This window comes from Nocardia araoensis NBRC 100135 (assembly GCF_000308435.1).
Lineage (GTDB): Bacteria > Actinomycetota > Actinomycetes > Mycobacteriales > Mycobacteriaceae > Nocardia > Nocardia araoensis.
This window is the reverse complement of record NZ_BAFR01000046.1, coordinates 1-17,000: the sequence shown is the minus strand read 5'-3', so window position 1 is coordinate 17,000 and position 17,000 is coordinate 1. Positions and strand designations below refer to the sequence as shown.

At 66.2% G+C, this 17,000-nt stretch carries 17 protein-coding genes and 2 pseudogenes; 14 read left to right on the top strand and 5 right to left on the bottom strand.

Features of this window, described 5'->3' with window-relative positions:
• On the top strand, nt 1-649 hold a 649-nt coding region (locus tag ON21_RS06500), incomplete at its 5' end, for an FAD-dependent monooxygenase (protein ID WP_174372133.1).
• A gap of 8 nt (nt 650-657) precedes the next feature.
• Here the strand turns inward: ON21_RS06500 and ON21_RS06495 are convergent.
• Together ON21_RS06495 and ON21_RS38215 are read right to left on the bottom strand one after the other, a co-directional pair.
• Nucleotides 658-1,323 carry an HAD family hydrolase gene (locus ON21_RS06495; RefSeq protein ID WP_039796452.1) on the bottom strand — a complete coding sequence of 222 codons (666 nt, stop codon included), beginning with the start codon at nt 1,321-1,323 and terminating at the stop codon, nt 658-660.
• Nucleotides 1,320-1,487 carry a hypothetical protein gene (locus ON21_RS38215; RefSeq protein ID WP_157170738.1) on the bottom strand — a complete coding sequence of 56 codons (168 nt, stop codon included), beginning with the start codon at nt 1,485-1,487 and terminating at the stop codon, nt 1,320-1,322. The genes ON21_RS06495 and ON21_RS38215 overlap by 4 nt, the downstream gene beginning before the upstream one ends.
• On the opposite strand from ON21_RS38215, the pseudogene ON21_RS36775 reads away from it, so the two are divergent.
• A pseudogene (locus ON21_RS36775) lies at nt 1,470-1,679 on the top strand (hypothetical protein); the annotation flags it as partial. The gene ON21_RS38215 and the pseudogene ON21_RS36775 sit on opposite strands and share 18 nt — an antisense overlap.
• Before the next feature lie 78 nt (nt 1,680-1,757).
• On the opposite strand, the gene ON21_RS06490 reads toward ON21_RS36775, so the two are convergent.
• The gene (locus tag ON21_RS06490; protein WP_373281107.1) at nt 1,758-2,354 is read right to left on the bottom strand and encodes a TetR/AcrR family transcriptional regulator; all 597 of its coding nucleotides are present in this window, start codon (nt 2,352-2,354) and stop codon (nt 1,758-1,760) included.
• A gap of 173 nt (nt 2,355-2,527) precedes the next feature.
• Here ON21_RS06490 and ON21_RS06485 point away from each other — a divergent pair, with 173 nt between their 5' ends.
• The 8 genes from ON21_RS06485 to ON21_RS06450 all read left to right on the top strand — a co-directional run bounded on the left by ON21_RS06485 (nt 2,528) and on the right by ON21_RS06450 (nt 11,703).
• Nucleotides 2,528-3,577, top strand: a complete 1,050-nt coding sequence (locus tag ON21_RS06485; protein ID WP_039796457.1) for a Rieske 2Fe-2S domain-containing protein — start codon at nt 2,528-2,530, stop codon at nt 3,575-3,577.
• A 56-nt stretch (nt 3,578-3,633) separates the two neighbouring features.
• Nucleotides 3,634-4,719 carry an NAD(P)H-dependent amine dehydrogenase family protein gene (locus ON21_RS06480; protein WP_039796450.1) on the top strand — a complete coding sequence of 362 codons (1,086 nt, stop codon included), beginning with the start codon at nt 3,634-3,636 and terminating at the stop codon, nt 4,717-4,719.
• A gap of 458 nt (nt 4,720-5,177) precedes the next feature.
• Nucleotides 5,178-5,465, top strand: coding sequence for a site-specific integrase (locus ON21_RS39885; protein ID WP_051020410.1), 288 nt, complete (start codon nt 5,178-5,180; stop codon nt 5,463-5,465).
• 387 nt (nt 5,466-5,852) lie between these two features.
• Complete coding sequence (locus ON21_RS06470) at nt 5,853-6,908, top strand: zinc-dependent alcohol dehydrogenase family protein (protein WP_245562486.1); 1,056 nt, start codon at nt 5,853-5,855, stop codon at nt 6,906-6,908.
• Nucleotides 6,909-7,144: 236 nt separating this feature from the next.
• Nucleotides 7,145-7,717 carry an NADPH-dependent FMN reductase gene (locus tag ON21_RS06465; RefSeq protein WP_039796448.1) on the top strand — a complete coding sequence of 191 codons (573 nt, stop codon included), beginning with the start codon at nt 7,145-7,147 and terminating at the stop codon, nt 7,715-7,717.
• A gap of 203 nt (nt 7,718-7,920) precedes the next feature.
• On the top strand, nt 7,921-8,832 hold the full coding sequence (locus tag ON21_RS06460; protein WP_039796447.1) for an NAD(P)H-binding protein: 912 nt from the start codon (nt 7,921-7,923) through the stop codon (nt 8,830-8,832).
• A 175-nt stretch (nt 8,833-9,007) separates the two neighbouring features.
• Complete coding sequence (locus tag ON21_RS06455; RefSeq protein WP_039796446.1) at nt 9,008-9,793, top strand: SDR family NAD(P)-dependent oxidoreductase; 786 nt, start codon at nt 9,008-9,010, stop codon at nt 9,791-9,793.
• A gap of 953 nt (nt 9,794-10,746) precedes the next feature.
• Nucleotides 10,747-11,703 carry a class I SAM-dependent methyltransferase gene (locus ON21_RS06450; RefSeq protein WP_245562485.1) on the top strand — a complete coding sequence of 319 codons (957 nt, stop codon included), beginning with the start codon at nt 10,747-10,749 and terminating at the stop codon, nt 11,701-11,703.
• 77 nt (nt 11,704-11,780) lie between these two features.
• Here the strand turns inward: ON21_RS06450 and ON21_RS39880 are convergent.
• Nucleotides 11,781-12,110, bottom strand: a pseudogene (locus ON21_RS39880) (MBL fold metallo-hydrolase); the annotation flags it as partial.
• A gap of 118 nt (nt 12,111-12,228) precedes the next feature.
• On the opposite strand from ON21_RS39880, the gene ON21_RS06440 reads away from it, so the two are divergent.
• On the top strand, nt 12,229-12,969 hold the full coding sequence (locus tag ON21_RS06440; protein WP_086006373.1) for an ABC transporter permease: 741 nt from the start codon (nt 12,229-12,231) through the stop codon (nt 12,967-12,969).
• A gap of 394 nt (nt 12,970-13,363) precedes the next feature.
• Here the strand turns inward: ON21_RS06440 and ON21_RS35630 are convergent, their stop codons facing one another.
• Entirely contained in the window at nt 13,364-13,939 is a 576-nt protein-coding gene (locus ON21_RS35630; RefSeq protein WP_169332677.1) for a TetR/AcrR family transcriptional regulator, read from the bottom strand.
• Nucleotides 13,940-14,018: 79 nt separating this feature from the next.
• Here ON21_RS35630 and ON21_RS06430 point away from each other — a divergent pair, with 79 nt between their 5' ends.
• From ON21_RS06430 to ON21_RS06420, 3 genes are all read left to right on the top strand, one after another.
• A complete protein-coding gene (locus tag ON21_RS06430) occupies nt 14,019-14,804 on the top strand; it encodes an SDR family NAD(P)-dependent oxidoreductase (protein ID WP_039796443.1) in 786 nt (261 codons plus the stop codon).
• Nucleotides 14,801-15,328 (top strand): SRPBCC family protein, encoded by a 528-nt coding sequence (locus ON21_RS35625; RefSeq protein WP_083880432.1) that lies wholly within the window; start codon nt 14,801-14,803, stop codon nt 15,326-15,328. Before ON21_RS06430 ends, ON21_RS35625 begins: the two co-directional genes overlap by 4 nt.
• Before the next feature lie 253 nt (nt 15,329-15,581).
• Nucleotides 15,582-16,529 (top strand): GlxA family transcriptional regulator, encoded by a 948-nt coding sequence (locus tag ON21_RS06420; protein WP_039796442.1) that lies wholly within the window; start codon nt 15,582-15,584, stop codon nt 16,527-16,529.
• Nucleotides 16,530-17,000: the final 471 nt, after the last annotated feature.

The window sequence follows — 17,000 nt, the reverse complement described above, 5'->3', positions numbered from 1 at the left end:
CCGGCAACGCCTGGAATACGTGCTCGGCACACCGCCCGCGCTGAGCGGGATCAGCCACCTCACCAGGTTCAGCGACCACGGCCGTTACCGCACCCGCCTGCGGGACGGACGGCTGCTGCTGGCGGGCGACGCCGCGCACAGTCACTACCCACTCGGCGGCCAGGGCCTCAACACCGGCATGCAGGACGCCTTCGCGCTGGGCTGGCGACTCGCCCGCGTGATCACCGGCCACGACGGGACCGCCGTCCTCGACGAGTACTCGCGCGAACGGGTCGCCGTCGCGGCGGCGGTGGTCGCCAACACCGTGCTGCAATCGCGGATGATGAACCCCCGCGAACCCGAACTGCGTGCGGCGATGCTGGCCATGCTCGCGGTCCCGGCGATCCACGACGCCGTCGCGCAGCTCATCAGCGGGCAGTTCCAGTCCGGATTCCAGCACGATCTGGTGGTCACCGAGGCCGGCGGCGGCGTGCGGACCCTCACCGAGTTGCTGCGGGCGGGCCGGTTCGTGGCGATCCGGCCCGACGAGCACGTCCCGGTGCCGCACGCCCCCGCCGACGCGATCACGGTGACCGGCAAGGTGTCTCCGGACCAGACGTGGACCTGCGCGTTGGTCCGTCCGGACGGCTACCTTGCCGACACCTGGTGAGACGGCGCTCAGCCCGGCCATCGCTCCAGCACCTCGCGCACCTCGGCGATCGCCTGCCCGGCAGTACGGAACCGCACCGCCTGCCAGCCGGATTCCCGTGCCGCGGCACAGTTCTCCGCGAGGTCGTCGACGAGCAGGCACTTACCGGGGGCGACGCCCGCCTCCTCGGCGGCGAGGGCGAAGATCTCCGGATCGGGCTTGCGGAACCCGACTTTGCACGAATCGACCAGGGCGCTAAGGACCCCGTCCAGATCGATCATCTCGTGCCAGTAGGGCTCCCATTCGATGACATTGTTGCTGAGCACCCCGACCGGGGTACCGCCGTCGGCCAGCTCGATCGCGAAGTCGCGGACCGCGCTGTTGACCCGGTGGCCCGCGAACCACTGCCTGCCGAAATCGGGTTCGCTGCGCGAGAGGTCGAGTTCGGGTTGCTTGGCCCTGAGCACGGCGTGCAGCTTGCCGACCCATTCGCGTTCGTCGAGCAGCGCCAGTTCGATCGGGGCCAGCGGCGCAAGCCCGTATTCGGCGCCCACCTCGGCGATGGCGAATTTCAGCAGGTCGGACGGAATGCCCGCGACCTCCTCGTAGCGCAGGAACAGCTCGTCGAGCGGCGGCGAGAGCACCCCGCCGAAATCGAACCAGACGAACGGCCCCGTCGTCTTCGCGGCGGTCACTGGACCATCGTCCCGACGTCGGCCGGGCGGAAGCGCAACTCCACCTCACCGGCGGCGATCACATCCGCACCCTGGGTCAGGGCCACCTGCGCCCGCACGCCGCCGCCCGCACCGGGAAGCGGGGCGACGGTCGCCGCCACCAACGCGCTTGGGCCACTGAGCATTACGGGCTCGCTGCCGAGCAGATGCGCGGAGTGAGCCGTCGGATCGATGACGATGTGCTGGCGCATATCAGTCCGGCGCACAGCGAGAACATCAACTTCTTCGGCGCGATCGAGGTCGACATCGACGCCGAGCTCGCCCAGTTGGGGCTGACCGGCTACCGGCCGCTGCGAGTGCGCGACACGTTGTTCTGAGCCTGCTCATCGCAGCCGGGCACCGGCGGACTTGTCCGCGGTAGGGACCGCGGCTGGTGAGTGCGGTCGAGACCCGGCTCAGTTTTCGAGGTAGGCGACTATGCCGCCGATGAGCGCTTCGATAGCGTCGTCGAGGTCGCCGTATGTGCCGAGAGTTCGCTCGGAGGTGATGCCGCGCATGGCGGCCGGGATCAGCGCCGCGACCCGGCGCACCTTGACCGGATCGAGTTCCAGATCAGCGAAGGCCCGCTGGCATGCGTCGTCCCAGTGCGGTTTCCAGGACGCCAGCTCGGCGGCGGTGAGCGGGTAGTCGCGTTCGAGTTCGGCGTGGTCGCGGGGCAGCGCCGCGCGCAGCGTCTCGATGGCCAAAGACTCGGGGCGGCGCAATCCGATGGCCATCGCGTGGATGAGCGCGGCGACGCGTTCGCGCAGGGTGCCGTCCGGTTTGGCTGCCGCGGGCAAGTCACCGCGCTTGTCGGCGGTGTAGCGCAGGACCGCGGCCCACAGGCCGTCGATGTCGCCGAACTGATATTTGACGACTCCCCAGGTCGCGCCGATGTCGCGGGCGATCCGGTTGCCGGAAACCGCGGCGGGGTCCCCGGTCGACAGCGAGGCGATCGCCGCCTCGAGCATGGCTTCCCGCGATTGGATCCCGCGTTTGTTCGCGCGCCTCATGCCCGCCGCTGCCTCCGTCACGAGGGCCGATGCTACCTCGATCGACCCGGGGAATCCAGTTTCAACTAACCCTCTTGCATTCTTTCAAAGAGGGTTCTATCGTCGTGTTCGCCGGGCGTGGCACCGACGGTCCGCGCCGACGCGGACAGCCCGCGAAGACGTGGAGGATCGAGATGGCCAAACCACCGCTGTCGATGGAGCCGACGGGATGGTTCCAAGTCGCGTGGTGCACCGAGATCGAGGTCGGTGCGGTGCACAGGATGAAGTACTTCGGGCGTGAGATGGTGGCGTGGCGATCGGCTGCCGGCGACCTCGCGGTCTTCGACGCCTACTGCGAGCACCTCGGCGCGCACCTGGGCTATGGCGGGCAGGTTCAGGGCGAGAACCTGGTGTGCCCGTTCCACGGCTGGGAATGGAACCGCGAGGGCCGCAACGTGTGCATCCCCTACGAGTCCCGCCCGAACAAGGGCCGCCGCATCCGCAGCTACCCCGTCGTCGAACGTAACGAGGCGGTGTGGATCTGGTACGACACCGCAGGCCGGGCACCGTATTTCGAGGTGCCGGACATGTTCGAAGCGTTCGGTGACGGCAAGACCGCCGCGGACTACTACCCGCCGGTGCCTGCCGCGACATTGTTCCGGCCGGGCCTGGAACTGCATCCGCAATATGTGATGGAGAACGGCGTCGACTTCGCGCACTTCAAGGTGGTGCACAAGACGCCGTTCGTGCCTGAGTTCACCCGTCACGATTTCTCCGGCCCGGTGTCCTACGTCGATTTCACCATCGCCTTCGACGAGGACATCGCCGAGGACCAGGTCAACAGTGGTGTGGAATCGATCAACGCCGGATTGGGCTGTTCGATCACCAAGAGCTGGGGCATGGTCGACAACCGCACCATGCCCGCGGTGACACCGGTCGACGAATACACCTCCGATGTGCGCTTCACCGTGTGGATCGGCCGCAAGCCCGGCGACGAACGCCCGGAGATCGGCCGCTACGGCACGACCATGGCCGGTTTCGTGATCGAGCAGTTCGAAGCCGACGTCCACATCTGGGCGCATCAGCGCTACTGCGACCCGCCCGCCCTGTCGCAGAAGGAGTTCAAGGGCTTCAAGGCGCTGCGCGAATGGGCCGTGCAGTTCTACCCCGACGGCGGACCCGCGGGCACCGCCCCACACTGCCCCGACAGCGGCGCCGTGCGCCCGGCGGCCACCACCGCCTGACCCGTCCCCGACCCAGCAACGGACGCGAAAACGTAACAGCCAGAAAGGCACTGCTCATGAGCACCTCCGACAAGATCCGGGTATTCCAGGTCGCCACCGGCAACCTCGGCACCGAGATGATCGGCCGCATCCGCAACCACCGCGATCTCGAGCTGGTCGGGCTGCACTGCTATTCGCCGGACAAGATCGGACGCGACGCGGGGGAGATCGTCGGTCTGGACCCGATCGGTGTGATCGCCACCGGCACGGTCGAGGAGATCATCGCCGCCCGCCCCGACGTGCTCACCTTCCACGGCGTGTTCCCCGACGAGGACCTCTACGAAAAAGTGCTCGAGGCCGGCATCGACGTGGTGACCACCGCGGACTGGATCACCGGCTTCCACCGCGACCGCAACCACTCGCATCCCTCGGGCCGCAAGGTCAGCGAGGTCATCCAAGCGGCCTGCGAGCGCGGTAATTCCACGTTCTACGGCACCGGCATGAATCCGGGCCTGTGCCAGATCCTGGGCATCGTGCACACCGCCGACGTCGCTGATATCGAGAACGTCACCGTCACCGAATCCGTGGATGTGTCCTGCCATCACTCCGTGGACACCTGGAAGGCCGTCGGCTACGGCCGCCCGATCGACGATCCGACCATCCCCGATTCGCTCTACAAATACACCGCCGTGTTCGCCGATTCGGTCTACCTCATGGCCGACGCCTTCGGCCTGGAACTCGACGAGGTGAAATTCAGCTACGAACTCGGCGCCTGCACCAAGGACGTCGACCTCGGCTGGTACTTCATGCCCAAGGGCTCACTGGGTGCCAACTACATCAAATACCAAGGCATGGTCGACGGCGTCGCGCGGGTGGAGACCCATCTCGAATGGCAGATGACCCCGCACACCGACCCCGCATGGAACATCAAGGGCTGCTACATCACCCAGGTCACCGGCGACCCCAACATCTACAGCAAGCACATGATCCTCCCGCGTAAGGGCTTCGACCTGTCCAAACCGGAGAACTTCGCCTCCATCGGCATGACCGTCACCGGCCTGCCCGCACTCAACGCCATCAAATCCGTCGTCGCCGCCCGACCCGGCATCATCACCAGCGCCGACCTTCCCCTCCGCGGCTTCGCCGGCCGCTTCAACATTTGACCTCGAGTCCCTGGCCTGCGGCGATTCCGCCGCGGCGGCGACGTGAAGCCGCCCTGTTATCCGGGGCAAGCCAGGAGGTGGGCCGACGGTGGCGACCGTGACCCGCATCCACACCGCCCCGCCCCGCACTCTGCGCGGATCGGCCGAGACGTTCCTGGACACCCTCACCGCGGCAACACCCGCCGCGCCTACAGCAGCGCGGTCGTCAAGACCGTCGACCAGCTCGACGGCCGCGGCCCCGACGGACTGCCTGGCCCCAGCCGGGCCCTGGACTCGGTCACCGACTCCGAGATCGGCGCGGCCCTGGAAACCCTCTGGGCCGAGCCGCGGTCAATACCTGGAACGCGCGCCGCGCCGCGGTCGCGAAATGGCTGTCCTGGCGCCGCGAGCAAGGCTGAGACGCCCCGAAGGTGCCGCCCTCGGCCGCGCGATCGACGCCGCCGGATTCGGAGACACCAGTGCGGTCGCGGACCGCGATCGACCGGCTCATCTCCCGCCGCGACATCGGCCTGTGGGAGAAGACCCTGTGGCGGCTGTATGAAACCTGCGCCCGCACAGAGGATCTGCTCCAGATCAACATCGAAGACCTCGACTTGGCGCGCCGGTGCGCCCGGGTCAAATCCAAGGGCGCCAAACCCCGTACCCGCCGCCGCGGCGCCGCCCACCACGAACACGTCCTGGAAACCGTGTTTATCAGTACACGCCAGGCTTCCGGATCCACACCTCCCGAAGATGGATTGTTCTAGGACGCAAGCACCCAGTCGAGCAACCACAGCGGTTGTGACAGGCGTTGAAGTCTGCCGCTGCACATGGGTCGCGAGCCGCGCATTCGGGCTATTGTCGTTTCGTCTTGCGGCCATCGGATCGGCGAGTCGACCGTCCAGCACAGTTGCTGTGGGGTAACTTCGGGCGTCATACCTGCGGCGGTAGAGGCGAAAGGGCCGGTAATCGGTCGGTGTGAGCGGGTGATCACCGGCCTGCACGGACCGGACGCCGACGGCAACGTGCGTACGGGTCTGCTCCATCGAAAAGAAAGGTGCGGAGCCCAGTCGCCGACGAGAATGTCGACACCGGCAACGTTTCTGTCCACAACGCCCCGAGTTGGCCGGGCGCCGAGAGCCGAAAGTTCGCTCATGCCACAATCCATGCGCGCGCTCGTAGCCGGAAAAATCGGCGAGCCAACCGACGTCCTGCGGCTGGAACCCCGGCCCGTTCCCACGCCGGAAGCCGGTCAGGCGTTGATCCGCGTGCAGGCGACACCGATCCACGCCAGCGATCTGCACGTGCTACGGGGCCGCTACGGTTTCTCCCCCGAGTTTCCCACCGTGGTGGGTATGGAATGCGTGGGCCGAATCGAGGCGCTCGGTCCGGATACCGAGGGGCTGCAGATCGGCGAGCGCGTGGTGACCGTCGGTGTGACCGGCACGTGGCAGGAATACCTTGTCACCGATACGCGAAGGCTTCTGCCGGTCCCCGATGACCTGAGCGACTCCAGTGCCTGCCAGCTCGCGGTCAATCCGTTGACCGCGCTGTTACTGGTGACTCACGAACTCGACGTACGGCCGGGTGAATGGATGTTGCAGACGGCCGCGGGCTCCACCGTCGGCCGGCTCGTCATCCAACTGGCTGAACATCTGGGTATTCGGACGATCAACGTCGTGCGGAGACGCGATGCCGTCGAGGAGATCAAGACGCTCGGTGGCGACGAGGTCATCTGCACCGCGGATGAGGACCTATTGCAGCGTGTCGCCGAAATCGCAGGACCGGCCGGCGTGCGCAAGGCCATCGACTGTGTCGCGGGCGAGGTAGGTGCCCAGGTATCCCAGGCATTGGCCCCCGGCGGAGTGGTCGTGGTCTACGGCGCACTCTCCACCCATCGGCAAGCCGACCCGGCAGCGCTGACGATCCCGCTGCTAGCACGCTCGATCATCTACGAAACGAAAACGCTCCGCGGCTTCTGGCTCTACCACTGGTTCAGTGCTACCTCACCACAGGATGCGTTGCGCGCGCTCTCCCGGGTTCGCGGTCTGGTCGCTGACGAAGTGCTGCACATCCCTGGCGGCCGACCGTTCCCGCTTGAACACTTCACCGAAGCCGTCTCGCTCGCCGAAACACCCGCACACGGGCCCAAACCCCTTTTCGTCTTCGAAGAGGGGCGCGGCCATGGCGATGGTAGAACGTCACTCTGATCAGGTGCGTTCGCCTGCTCTCGCGTGATCGCGTGGACGTGGCCCGGACGAGAGACCGACTGCGTCACATGGCAGCGAGCATGCGACACCGCCGCCGACCGGCGGCGTCCGTTTCTCGGGCGCCGTGACCGCTGTGAAGTGCTACGTTGTCCGTGCAGTCTCGTGAAACCGCCGCGCGTCGACGACGCTCGGCGCTTCGTACAGCACCGGGCACCTCTCTGGTCAGGAGGCAACGCGTGAGTACCTACACGGTCGGCTACATCGTAGGCAGTCTTTCCAGGGAATCCGCCAACCGAATCCTGTCCAAGGCTCTGATCCGGCTGGCGCCAACCCGGTTGTCGTTCACCGAGATCCCGATCAAGGATCTGCCGCTGTACAACCGCGACTACGACGTCGACTACCCGCCGGAGGGCCGCGCACTCAAGGCGGCCATCGCCGCTGTCGACGCTGTGCTGTTCGTGACGCCGGAATACAACCGCTCGATCCCGGGAGCGCTGAAGAACGCCATCGACTGGGCCAGCCGCCCATGGGGCGACAACTCGTTCGCGCTCAAGCCGTCCGCCGTCATCGGCGCCTCGCCGGGCAAGCTCGGCACCGCGCTCGCTCAGCTCAGTCTGCGCAGCGTGCTCGGCTATTGCAATTCCCCGCAGATGAATTCCCCTGAGGCCTACATCCAATTCCACCCGGACGTCTTCACCCCTGATGGCGATGTCCTCGACGACTCGACGAAGCGATTTCTCACCCGGTTCATGGCGGATTTTGCCACTTTCATCACCCGCGTGCACAGCGTGGTCCCCCAACTCGGATGACCCGATCTGCCCGGCCCGTGGCACGTGGGTCGCCTCCGCCAGCGCCGGATCGCCTCACCTTCAACGCCGCCGGAAAGGCCAAGCGCCTCGTGGTGAACCACCGGTCACGTAGCTCGGTGCTGCTGTTGTCCTGTGTGATGCTCGAGCGGTTCGCCGGCACTCCCCTGGCCGAACATTGGGAAAACACACCGTGAGGAGCGAGCATGAGTGCGCCCTTGTACCTGATCACCGGGGCGGGTGGTGGCACCGGTGGCGTGAGCCAGCAGGTAATCGCGCGATTGCGGGAACGGGGGGACCGCGTTCGCGCGTTGGTGCACCACGACGACGCCCGAGCCGAGCCGCTGCGTGCACTGGGCGCTGAAGTCGTCGTCGGCGATTTGACCGAGCCACGAGATGTGCTCGAGGCAATGACCGGTGCTGATCGCATGTTCTTTTCGATGGGGGTCTCGCCGGACTACTTGCAGGCGACGGTGGTCGTCTGCGACGCCGCATTGGCATACGGCCACCTCGAGGTGGTCGTGAACATGTCCCAGATGACCGTCTCTCAAATGACGCTGACCAGTGTGGGCGAGTCTCGCCAACATCGGTTGCATTATCTCGCCGAGCACGTCGTGAACTGGTCGGGTGTTCCGGCCGTGCACATCAGGCCGACGGTGTTTCTGGACAATCCGATCTTCACCGGATTCGCGGCACCGTCGCTACACGAGCGAAACGTACTGGCCCTTCCCTTCGGAACGGGTCGAACATCACCGGTGGCGACCAGCGATGTGGCGCGCACGGTTGCGGCAGTACTTGCAGATCCCGCTCACCGTATCGGCGACGTCTACGAATTGACCGGTCCGCAGAGTTTGGACGTCGATGGCCTGGCCGCCGAGTACACCCTGGGACTGCACCGGCCGATCCGCGGCACCGACATTCCCCAGGAAACCTGGGTCGAGCAGGTCCTCGAGCCCCGAGGTCTGCCCGCGCACGTCGAGCAGCACCTGGCGACCATGGCACTGCTGCACCGCGCTGGGCGCTACGACCGAGCCACCGACGACGTCGAGAAGATCACAGGACAGCCGCCATCCACGGTTGGACGGTACATCGCCGAACACACGGAGCTGTTCTCGTAGTGTTCGTCAGGTACTGGGTCGTGAGGATGCTCGGGACGGCGACCACGTTCACGGCCCAGGATCCACGGGGGGCTCGGTGATGATTGCGCAGACGCGGCGGAAGACCGCGAGGCAGAGAGCTGAGCCGGGCGTAGCGTCTTCGGAGTCACAAACCGAGCTGGCGATGGGAGAACGTATGGATCTACATCTGTCGGGCAAGATCGCCGTGGTGACCGGCGCCAGCAAAGGTATCGGGCTGGCGATCAGCCAGGCGCTGGTGGACGCCGGTGCCCACGTCGTGGCCGGATCACGCAGCCGAGGAGCCGGCCTCGGGGCGCTGGTGGATGCCGGGAAAGTGACCTTTGTATCCGCCGATTTGTCGCTGCCCGGCGGCGCGGATGACCTGATAGCGGCTGCGGCGGAACACGGTGGCATCGATGTATTGGTCAACAACGTCGGCGCGGTCACTGTCCAACCAGGCGGTATCGCGCGCGTTACCGACGACCAGTGGCAGGCGTCCTGGGATCTCAATGTGATGGGGACTGTGCGGCCCACCCGCGCCGCGCTGCCACAGATGTATCGCCGTGGCGGTGGATCGATCGTCATCATCGGATCGGTCAACGCGTACTATCCGGACCCCGGCATCTACGACTACTGTGCCACCAAGGCCGCCGTCACCAATTTCGGCAAGGCATTGTCGAAGGAATTGGGTCCGAAGAATATTCGCGTCAACTCCATCAGCCCCGGACCCGTGACGACAGGGCTGTGGCTGGACGAAGGTGGGGTGGCCGACACGATCGCCGACGCCAGCGGTCAGAGCCCGGAACAGGTGCGGTCCGCGACAGCCGGTGCTGCCGCCATGGGCCGGTTCACCACTCCGGATGAGGTTGCCGACCTGGTCGTATTCCTGGCCAGCGACCGGTCCGCGAACATCACCGGATCCGATCTGCGGATCGACGGCGGCTTCGTCACCACAATTTGAGGGCCTACCAGTCACATGGCGTTGCCCACGGGTAAGTGGCGAGCGTGGAGTCCGACCAGGGGCCGTGCAGGCAGTGCTCCAGTCCCGGCCCGAGTTTCGTTCGGGCCGTTGTCCTTCCCGGGTTAGGCGGGCCGGAGCTGGGCACCGTCGCGGTATTGGGGCCGCGGGGACCGTAGTCGAGTTCGGCGCCTCTGTTGCTGCTGGCGGTGACCGGGGCGGGGGAATCGAAGCGATCGATGACCGATCCGACGAAGGTGCAGCCTGGCGGGAGTTGCAGGCCGAACAGCGCGTATGACGTGCCGTTGTCGACGAGGATCGGCGAATCGGTTTCGAGGACCCTCTCCTCACGGCAACTGGGGAACTGGCGTCCCAGCCCACCCGTGAATCGGGTTGTCCGGGTCCTGCAGGGGTCACGACAGGATCTGGTTTCGGTCGCGCTGAGCGGGCACACCGGTCGCTGCGGCGAATGGTCCTTCTGCGCGCCTTTCAACTCGAACGCGACCACGATCTCTGTGATCCCCCGGAAGAGCGCCAAGAACCCGACGTAGCGACCACCCCCAGCCACCGGACACTGTTCACGACCCTGGACTCGACGGACGGGATCAGAACGTGAGCCCATGCAGGATGAAAAGCACGCCAAGCGCGGACGTCAGACGGGTCGCACCGCCGCCCCGACCGCCACGGCGTGAACCTGAGCCCGATCCGCCGCGGGCAGCCCGCAACGAGCTCGGGCCAATAACCCGGACAGGACCGCGCTTCGTGCTCATCGCGCACCGGCGTCACTTTGACGAGCATTACAGTTACTGCCTGGTTAAATGTTGCTCACGCACCGTTTCGCGCAACTGTGAGATCTGTAGTCTCGGATCCGGATGCCACCCGACCCAGGGGCACCCCAGCCGCCCGATCGACGACTCGCAGATACTCGCCCCGAAGGGCGGTCCAACGTCAACTGCATGGGCGAGGGCACCGACACCGACACGATGCATGCAAGGAAGACCCGCACCATGACCGGTTACGCCCCCGTTGACCGTCAGATCCCGTCCCGCGACCAGCTACCCGACGAGTTCTTCGCGCAGTTCCTCGACCCGACTCGCACCTACAGTTGCGCGTACTGGACTCACCCGGACGACACCCTGGAACAAGCCCAGTCCGCCAAGATCGACCTTGCGCTGGCCAAATGCGATCTGCAACCGGGGATGACCCTGCTCGACGTCGGCTGCGGCTGGGGTTCGACCATGCTGCGCGCCATGGACAGCTACGGCGTCAATGCGATCGGGCTGACGCCCCACCGCAACCAGCACCGGTACGTACGCGACCGCCTCGTCGATCGGCTCGTCCGCGGTTGCCCCTACGGCGGTGTGCGACGGCAAGGCTGGCAACAATTCGACCGCCCCGTAGACCGCATCGTCTGCATCGGCGCACTCGAACACATCCACCACCAGCGATACCCCGACTTCTTCGACTCCGCCTACCGGATGATGCCCGACGACGGCGTGCTGCTGGTACAAACCGTCGTCGCCCATGACCCGCACGAGGCGCAAGCGCACCAGGCACCCGGCCTGACGACCGAAACCGAATTCGCGTTCCTACGCGGCACCGTCTTCCCGAGTAGTCAGCTCCCGCGATCAACCGGCCACAACCCCAGGGGAATCAACGAGTACGCGCAGGACGCCGGATTCACCCTCGCCCACATTCAGGAACTGGGATCCCACTACACCACCACCCTGGACAGTTGGGCCACCTCTCTGCACGAGCACCGCGACCGGGCGATCGAACTGGCCGGGCAACACACCTACAACGCCTACATCAGCTATCTGACCGAGTGCGCCGACCACTTTCGCCGCGGCCACCTCAACGTCATGCAGTTCACCTGCACCAAACCCGGCGCAATACAACCCCCACCACATTGATCGTGCCCGCGACACTCGATTTGGATGTCCCCTGGAACCGGCAAGGAGTCGGTTCCTTCGCGCTCAATTCCCCGCAATCGCAGTCCGCGCCCCAGCCCGTCGCCGAGCAGCCCACCGATGGGGTCCATGGGCAGGTGGGTGAGCACCACGTCGGTCACGGATGCGGTGTCGATGCCGGCGGCCTTCAGTCGCGTGGCCAACCGCCCGGCTTGCTGGAAGTCGGGGAACTGCTGGCCCAGCCCGGCGTCGATGAGGACGGTGCGGTCGCCGCTGCGGACCACGACAACGTTCAGCGGCCAGTCGAGCATGTCCGGTGGCAGGAACATGTCCTTCAGCCACGCCGCGAGGTCTGCCGCGTCGGCGTTGTAGGCGATCGTCTGGGCGGCAATCGGTAGCACCCCATCGCTGCCGTCTCCGCCGTCGTGCCGATTCCGCTGACTACCCTTCACGGCGTCCGGTAAACCGGGGCAACCTCCAACGAACGCCGGTAGGCCGCAGGGCCACAGGGAAGGGGCACTGGCGCACATGATCGTAGAGCCTGACCTGAAGCTGGCGGCGTTGTGCGTGTGCATGGTCGCCCTGACAGCCGCGTGGTACAGGGTGGCGCAATTGGGGCCGCCGCCGGTGGCGCCGCGCGCCGCGGCCCGCGGCGCGGTGCAACTCGGAGTCGTCGCGCTGGTACTGGCTGCGGCACTGTCACATCTATGGTCCGCGGTGCTCGTGCTGGCCGTCATGTTCGCCGCCGCGGTCGCAACCGCCGCGCAGCGATGCTGTGCCGGCTGGTCGGGGATGTGGCTCACCCTCGCGCTCGGGGCGGGAATCGGGACCGTGTTGCCGCTGATGCTGATCACCGGCGTGGTCCCACTCACCGGTGTCGCAGTGGTCCCGATCGGCGGGATCGTACTGGGCGGGACAATGACCGCGACATCGCTCGCGGCACGTCGTGCCCTCGACACCGTCGAGCAACGCCGGGGTGAAGTCGAGGCGGCGATGAGTCTGGGCTTCACCGAACGGGAAGCACGACTAGAGGTCATCCGACCGAGCGCTGGTGACGCCCTGCTCCCTGGCGTCGATCAGACCCGCACCGTCGGATTGGTCACCCTGCCCGGCGCTTTCGTCGGTGTATTGCTTACCAGCGGCTCAGCCCTGCAAGCCGCCGCAGTACAGATGTTGATTCTCACCGGCCTGCTGCTGGCCCAAGCGACCGCGGTCGCGGTGACCACCGAACTGATCGCACGATCGAAAGTCCACCGCACACCGCAGTAGCGACGGTTCACCGCAAGCAGCTGAAATCGACGACGACGCCGGCCTTTCCGATGCCTATCGGGTCCTGACCAAGCTGGAGAAGTCACATCCGGGCGCAGTCGAGGCACTGCTGATCTATCCGCACACCGGGGTATGGCTCGGCCGCGTCCTCCAGCGCTTGCGCAACGTCTCGGACGATCGGGAACCAACTCCGCTAGTTTTCATGCGTTTCTACGGCGACCAAACCTCAGCAGGTGTGGGTCCGCATCACTTCCGAGGTGTACGCACACCCCGCCTTCCTGTCGGCGTCGGTGTAGATGCCTTCTTCGTCGGCGCCGATCTCAGGCGGGGTCGGAGCACCAGGTCCGCCGATAGGGATGTATCTCCTGTGGTATTGCCGACCCCGGCCGGGAGCTCACGGCAAGTCGGCGAGGGCTGCGACGACAGCCCATGCGTCGGAATGCGGTTCCGAGGTCCAGGGGGCGGTAGGTTTGTGGATACGCAGCGAAACCACACCGTGCAGGGCGCACCACACACGCAGCGCGAGGTCCGGGGATTTCTCGGCGGCGGGTAACAGATCGGTGAGACGGTCCAGCAGATCCAGCCCTGGCCCGGTGCCGGACTCGATCGGGGGATCGGGACGCTCGAACAGCAATTGGTAGGCGCCCGGATGGTTCTCGGCCCAGGTGAGATAGGCATCGACCAACGAGCGCAGTCGGTCGGCCCGAGTGCTGTCCGCAGGGACTGCGGCATCCAGCGCGTGCCGCAGTCGACCGAACAGTTCCTCGGTCACGGCGTAGTTCAGCGCGTCCTGAGACGGGAAGTGCATGTAGACCGCGCTGGGCGCCACGCCGCAGGCCCGGGCGATGGCCCGCAGCGACGGCGTCGGCAACGCCTGCGGTTCCAGCAGCAGTTCGATCGCGGCGGCAACCAACTCCGCGCGCAGCCGCTCGCCCTCTCCACGTACTCGTCGCTGGCGTGTATCGGTCATCGAGCCTCCCTTGACAAGCATCACTGAACAGATGTTAAGTATTGCTAGCTTAACACCTGTTCACCTTCGGGAGGAAAACATGAGGAACTGGGAAGGCGCGACCGCGGTCGTGACCGGCGCCAGCAGCGGGATCGGCGCGGCGTTCGCCACAGCATTGGCCGAAAGACGTTGCGACCTGATCCTGGTGGCCAGGCGCGAGGATCGGCTGCGCAAGCTGGCGACAGATCTCGAACGCACCTTCGGTATTCGGGCTCGGGTCGTCACCGCCGACCTTGCGATCCCCGCGGACGTCGAGCGGCTCGCCGACGTGCTGAGCGCGGACGCCAACCCGATCGACCTGCTGGTCAACAATGCCGGTTTCGCAACCCACGGCCCGCTCGTCGACCACGACTCGGCGCGAACGCGCGAGGAGATCGCGGTCAACATCACCGCCGTCGCGGAACTGACCCGGGCGGTACTGCCGGACATGATTCGGCGCGGCGATGGAGCGGTGATCAACATCGCCTCCACCGCGGCGTTCCAACCGATCCCGTTCATGGCCGTCTATGGCGCGACGAAGGCGTTCGTGCTGTCGTTCACCGAGGCTCTGTGGGGCGAACTCGAAGGCAGTGGCGTCACCGCCCTCGCCGTGTGCCCGGGCGCTACCGACACCGAGTTCTTCGATGTCGCGGGCGAGGCCGCCAGCGTCGGCCGACGGCAGACATCGGAGCAGGTGGTGGCCACGGCACTCCGCGAACTGGACCGCCACGCGCCCCGGCCGAGCGTGGTATCCGGACTGGCGAACGCGGTGTCCGCGCGTCTGCCGCGATACCTGCCGCGCCGCACCACGATTCGCCTGACCCGTAGATTGGTCGCCGCGAAATGACGATGTACGCACTGCGGCCGAGCAGCCTCGACGACATCTCTGCGATGCGCTCCCACCTGCGCAACGAACGTATCGTGACGGCATCGGCGCAGCGCACCTTCGACATTCTCGCCACCGGCGAAGGGCAACTGGAGTGGGCCGCCGGATACCGGGCCACCACCTGGTACGGAAGTGCCCCGCACGACGTGGGAACGATCCGCGACATCCACTTGCGCTGGATCACTGTGCGCGAACGTTTCCTGGCCTGGGAGCCCGGCGCTCGATTCACGTTCTCCGCCGACGCCATGTCGATCCCGTTGGCCCGCAGCATCATCGAGGACATCACCTTGGATCCGGTCGGACCCGACCGCTGCCGCCTGGTCTGGCAGGTACACCTGGACCCGGCATCGGTTCTGCGCCCGATCGAATCCCTTGTGATGCGACGCGTTTTCGAGCCGATGTTCGACTCCTTTGCCGCTGGACTCGCCCGATTCGCCTGCGCGCACCCTGATCGACCATCGGAACAGCCGCCCGCAGGCCCATGAAGACAGCCTGGGCGCCACGAAACATCGATCTCACGGGTTCCGCCGTGGCTGGGCGTCGTTACGGTTGGATGAGGGCCACGTCGTGGTGGGCAAGAAGCGGGCGCACCGGCTGTAGCAGGAGGAAGGCCTGCAGGTGCGTGAGCATCACCCACGCAAACGCGCGGTGTTTCGTCGATGCCACCGATTTCTTCATGTCCGGATCTGTGGGGTTCGCGTCATTGCAGACGCTCCTCGCTCCAGACAGACTGAGCTCATGGAATCGGACCGCAATGGTGTGTTGGTGGCACTGTCCGATGGCGCAGTGCTGCTGGATATCGCCGGTCCGGCGCAGGTTTTCCAGTGGGCCGGACGGCGTGTCCGGTTTGCCTCTCCCGACGGCCGATCGGTGCGCACGGATGTCGGTGTGCCATTGGGCATGGACGGCGCGATCGGCGATTTCGTCGAGCGCATCGACACCCTCGTTATTCCGGGATACGCGGTGGAAAAGGAACTTTCGCCTGACCTAGTACGGTCGGTACGCATTGCGGCGGCCGGTGCGCGACGGGTGGTGTCGGTGTGCACCGGGGCGTTCGTACTCGCCGAAGCCGGCCTGCTCGAGGGCCGCCGGGCGACCACACATTGGATGGCATGTGCCGAACTGGCACAACGCTATCCGGCGATCGCTGTTGACGAGGACGCGATCTATGTGCGGGACGGGCCAGTAGTCACGTCCGCAGGGGTGACGGCAGGGATCGATCTCGCACTGGCGCTCGTGGAAGACGATGACGGCCCGGACCTGGCCCGGTCGCTGGCGAAATACCTGGTGGTGTTTCTGCACCGGCCTGGCGGGCAGTCGCAGTTCAGTGTGCGCACCGGTGTCGGGTCGCCGCGCAGTCCCGGTCTACGGTGTGTGATCGACGCCGTGGCCGCCGACCCGGCGGCCGAGCACAGCCTGACGACGATGGCCAAGCTTGCCGCGGTCAGCGAGCGTCATCTGACGAGACTGTTTCGCCGGGAACTCGGGATGACACCCGGGCGGTACGTCGAGCGGGTCCGGGTAGAGGCTGCTCAGCATCTCCTTGCGGCATACGGCGACGGCGTCGCCGCCATCGCCCGGCGCTGTGGGTTCGGTTCTGAGGAGACGATGCGCCGCACCTTCCTCAAAGTGCTCGGTACCACACCTACCGATTACCGCGCTCGATTCCGCGCCTCGTCGGGCTGAATACCCCCACTCCCCTGTCCAAAGAGAGGACATCGTACGTCCACCACCCGCCACGACGCACTTGGTGACGGCCCGACCGCCAATACCGATGCTGACGGTCGGGTAACAGCACCCGATGATTCGCTGGCCGTTCCCACGACCCCTCTGGCCGACAGAGCAAGTGATCTCATCGCGCGAGAGCTTCCTGCGCACTTGCGCAACCACAAAGTGCGCGGCCATCAGTTCGGTCGCGAGATCGTCGCCCAGCAGGGGCCGCGGCCAGACACCGACGACGATGAAGACTATGCACCTGTTCCTGGGCGTTGCACGCTATCAGTTTGGCTGGCATCGCCAACGGATTGCAGCGATTCGAACGAAGTCGACGGTGCCCGACACCCCGATGCGCCGCACCCGACGTGGGATGTGGTCCTCGCCTCCAGCATCTGGAACGGCTGACCTGACTCGAAACCCTCCGCGCATACTTTCGAAAGG

Coding starts and splice junctions, on each gene's coding strand:
- ON21_RS06480 (WP_039796450.1), top strand. CDS start 3,634: ATGAGCACCTCCGACAAGATCCGGGTATTCCAGGTCGCCACCGGCAAC.
- ON21_RS06420 (WP_039796442.1), top strand. CDS start 15,582: ATGGAATCGGACCGCAATGGTGTGTTGGTGGCACTGTCCGATGGCGCA.
- ON21_RS06440 (WP_086006373.1), top strand. CDS start 12,229: ATGATCGTAGAGCCTGACCTGAAGCTGGCGGCGTTGTGCGTGTGCATG.
- ON21_RS35625 (WP_083880432.1), top strand. CDS start 14,801: ATGACGATGTACGCACTGCGGCCGAGCAGCCTCGACGACATCTCTGCG.
- ON21_RS06430 (WP_039796443.1), top strand. CDS start 14,019: ATGAGGAACTGGGAAGGCGCGACCGCGGTCGTGACCGGCGCCAGCAGC.
- ON21_RS38215 (WP_157170738.1), bottom strand. CDS start 1,487: ATGCTCAGTGGCCCAAGCGCGTTGGTGGCGGCGACCGTCGCCCCGCTT.
- ON21_RS06490 (WP_373281107.1), bottom strand. CDS start 2,354: ATGAGGCGCGCGAACAAACGCGGGATCCAATCGCGGGAAGCCATGCTC.
- ON21_RS06485 (WP_039796457.1), top strand. CDS start 2,528: ATGGCCAAACCACCGCTGTCGATGGAGCCGACGGGATGGTTCCAAGTC.
- ON21_RS35630 (WP_169332677.1), bottom strand. CDS start 13,939: ATGACCGATACACGCCAGCGACGAGTACGTGGAGAGGGCGAGCGGCTG.
- ON21_RS06455 (WP_039796446.1), top strand. CDS start 9,008: ATGGATCTACATCTGTCGGGCAAGATCGCCGTGGTGACCGGCGCCAGC.
- ON21_RS06450 (WP_245562485.1), top strand. CDS start 10,747: ATGGGCGAGGGCACCGACACCGACACGATGCATGCAAGGAAGACCCGC.
- ON21_RS06470 (WP_245562486.1), top strand. CDS start 5,853: ATGCCACAATCCATGCGCGCGCTCGTAGCCGGAAAAATCGGCGAGCCA.
- ON21_RS06460 (WP_039796447.1), top strand. CDS start 7,921: ATGAGTGCGCCCTTGTACCTGATCACCGGGGCGGGTGGTGGCACCGGT.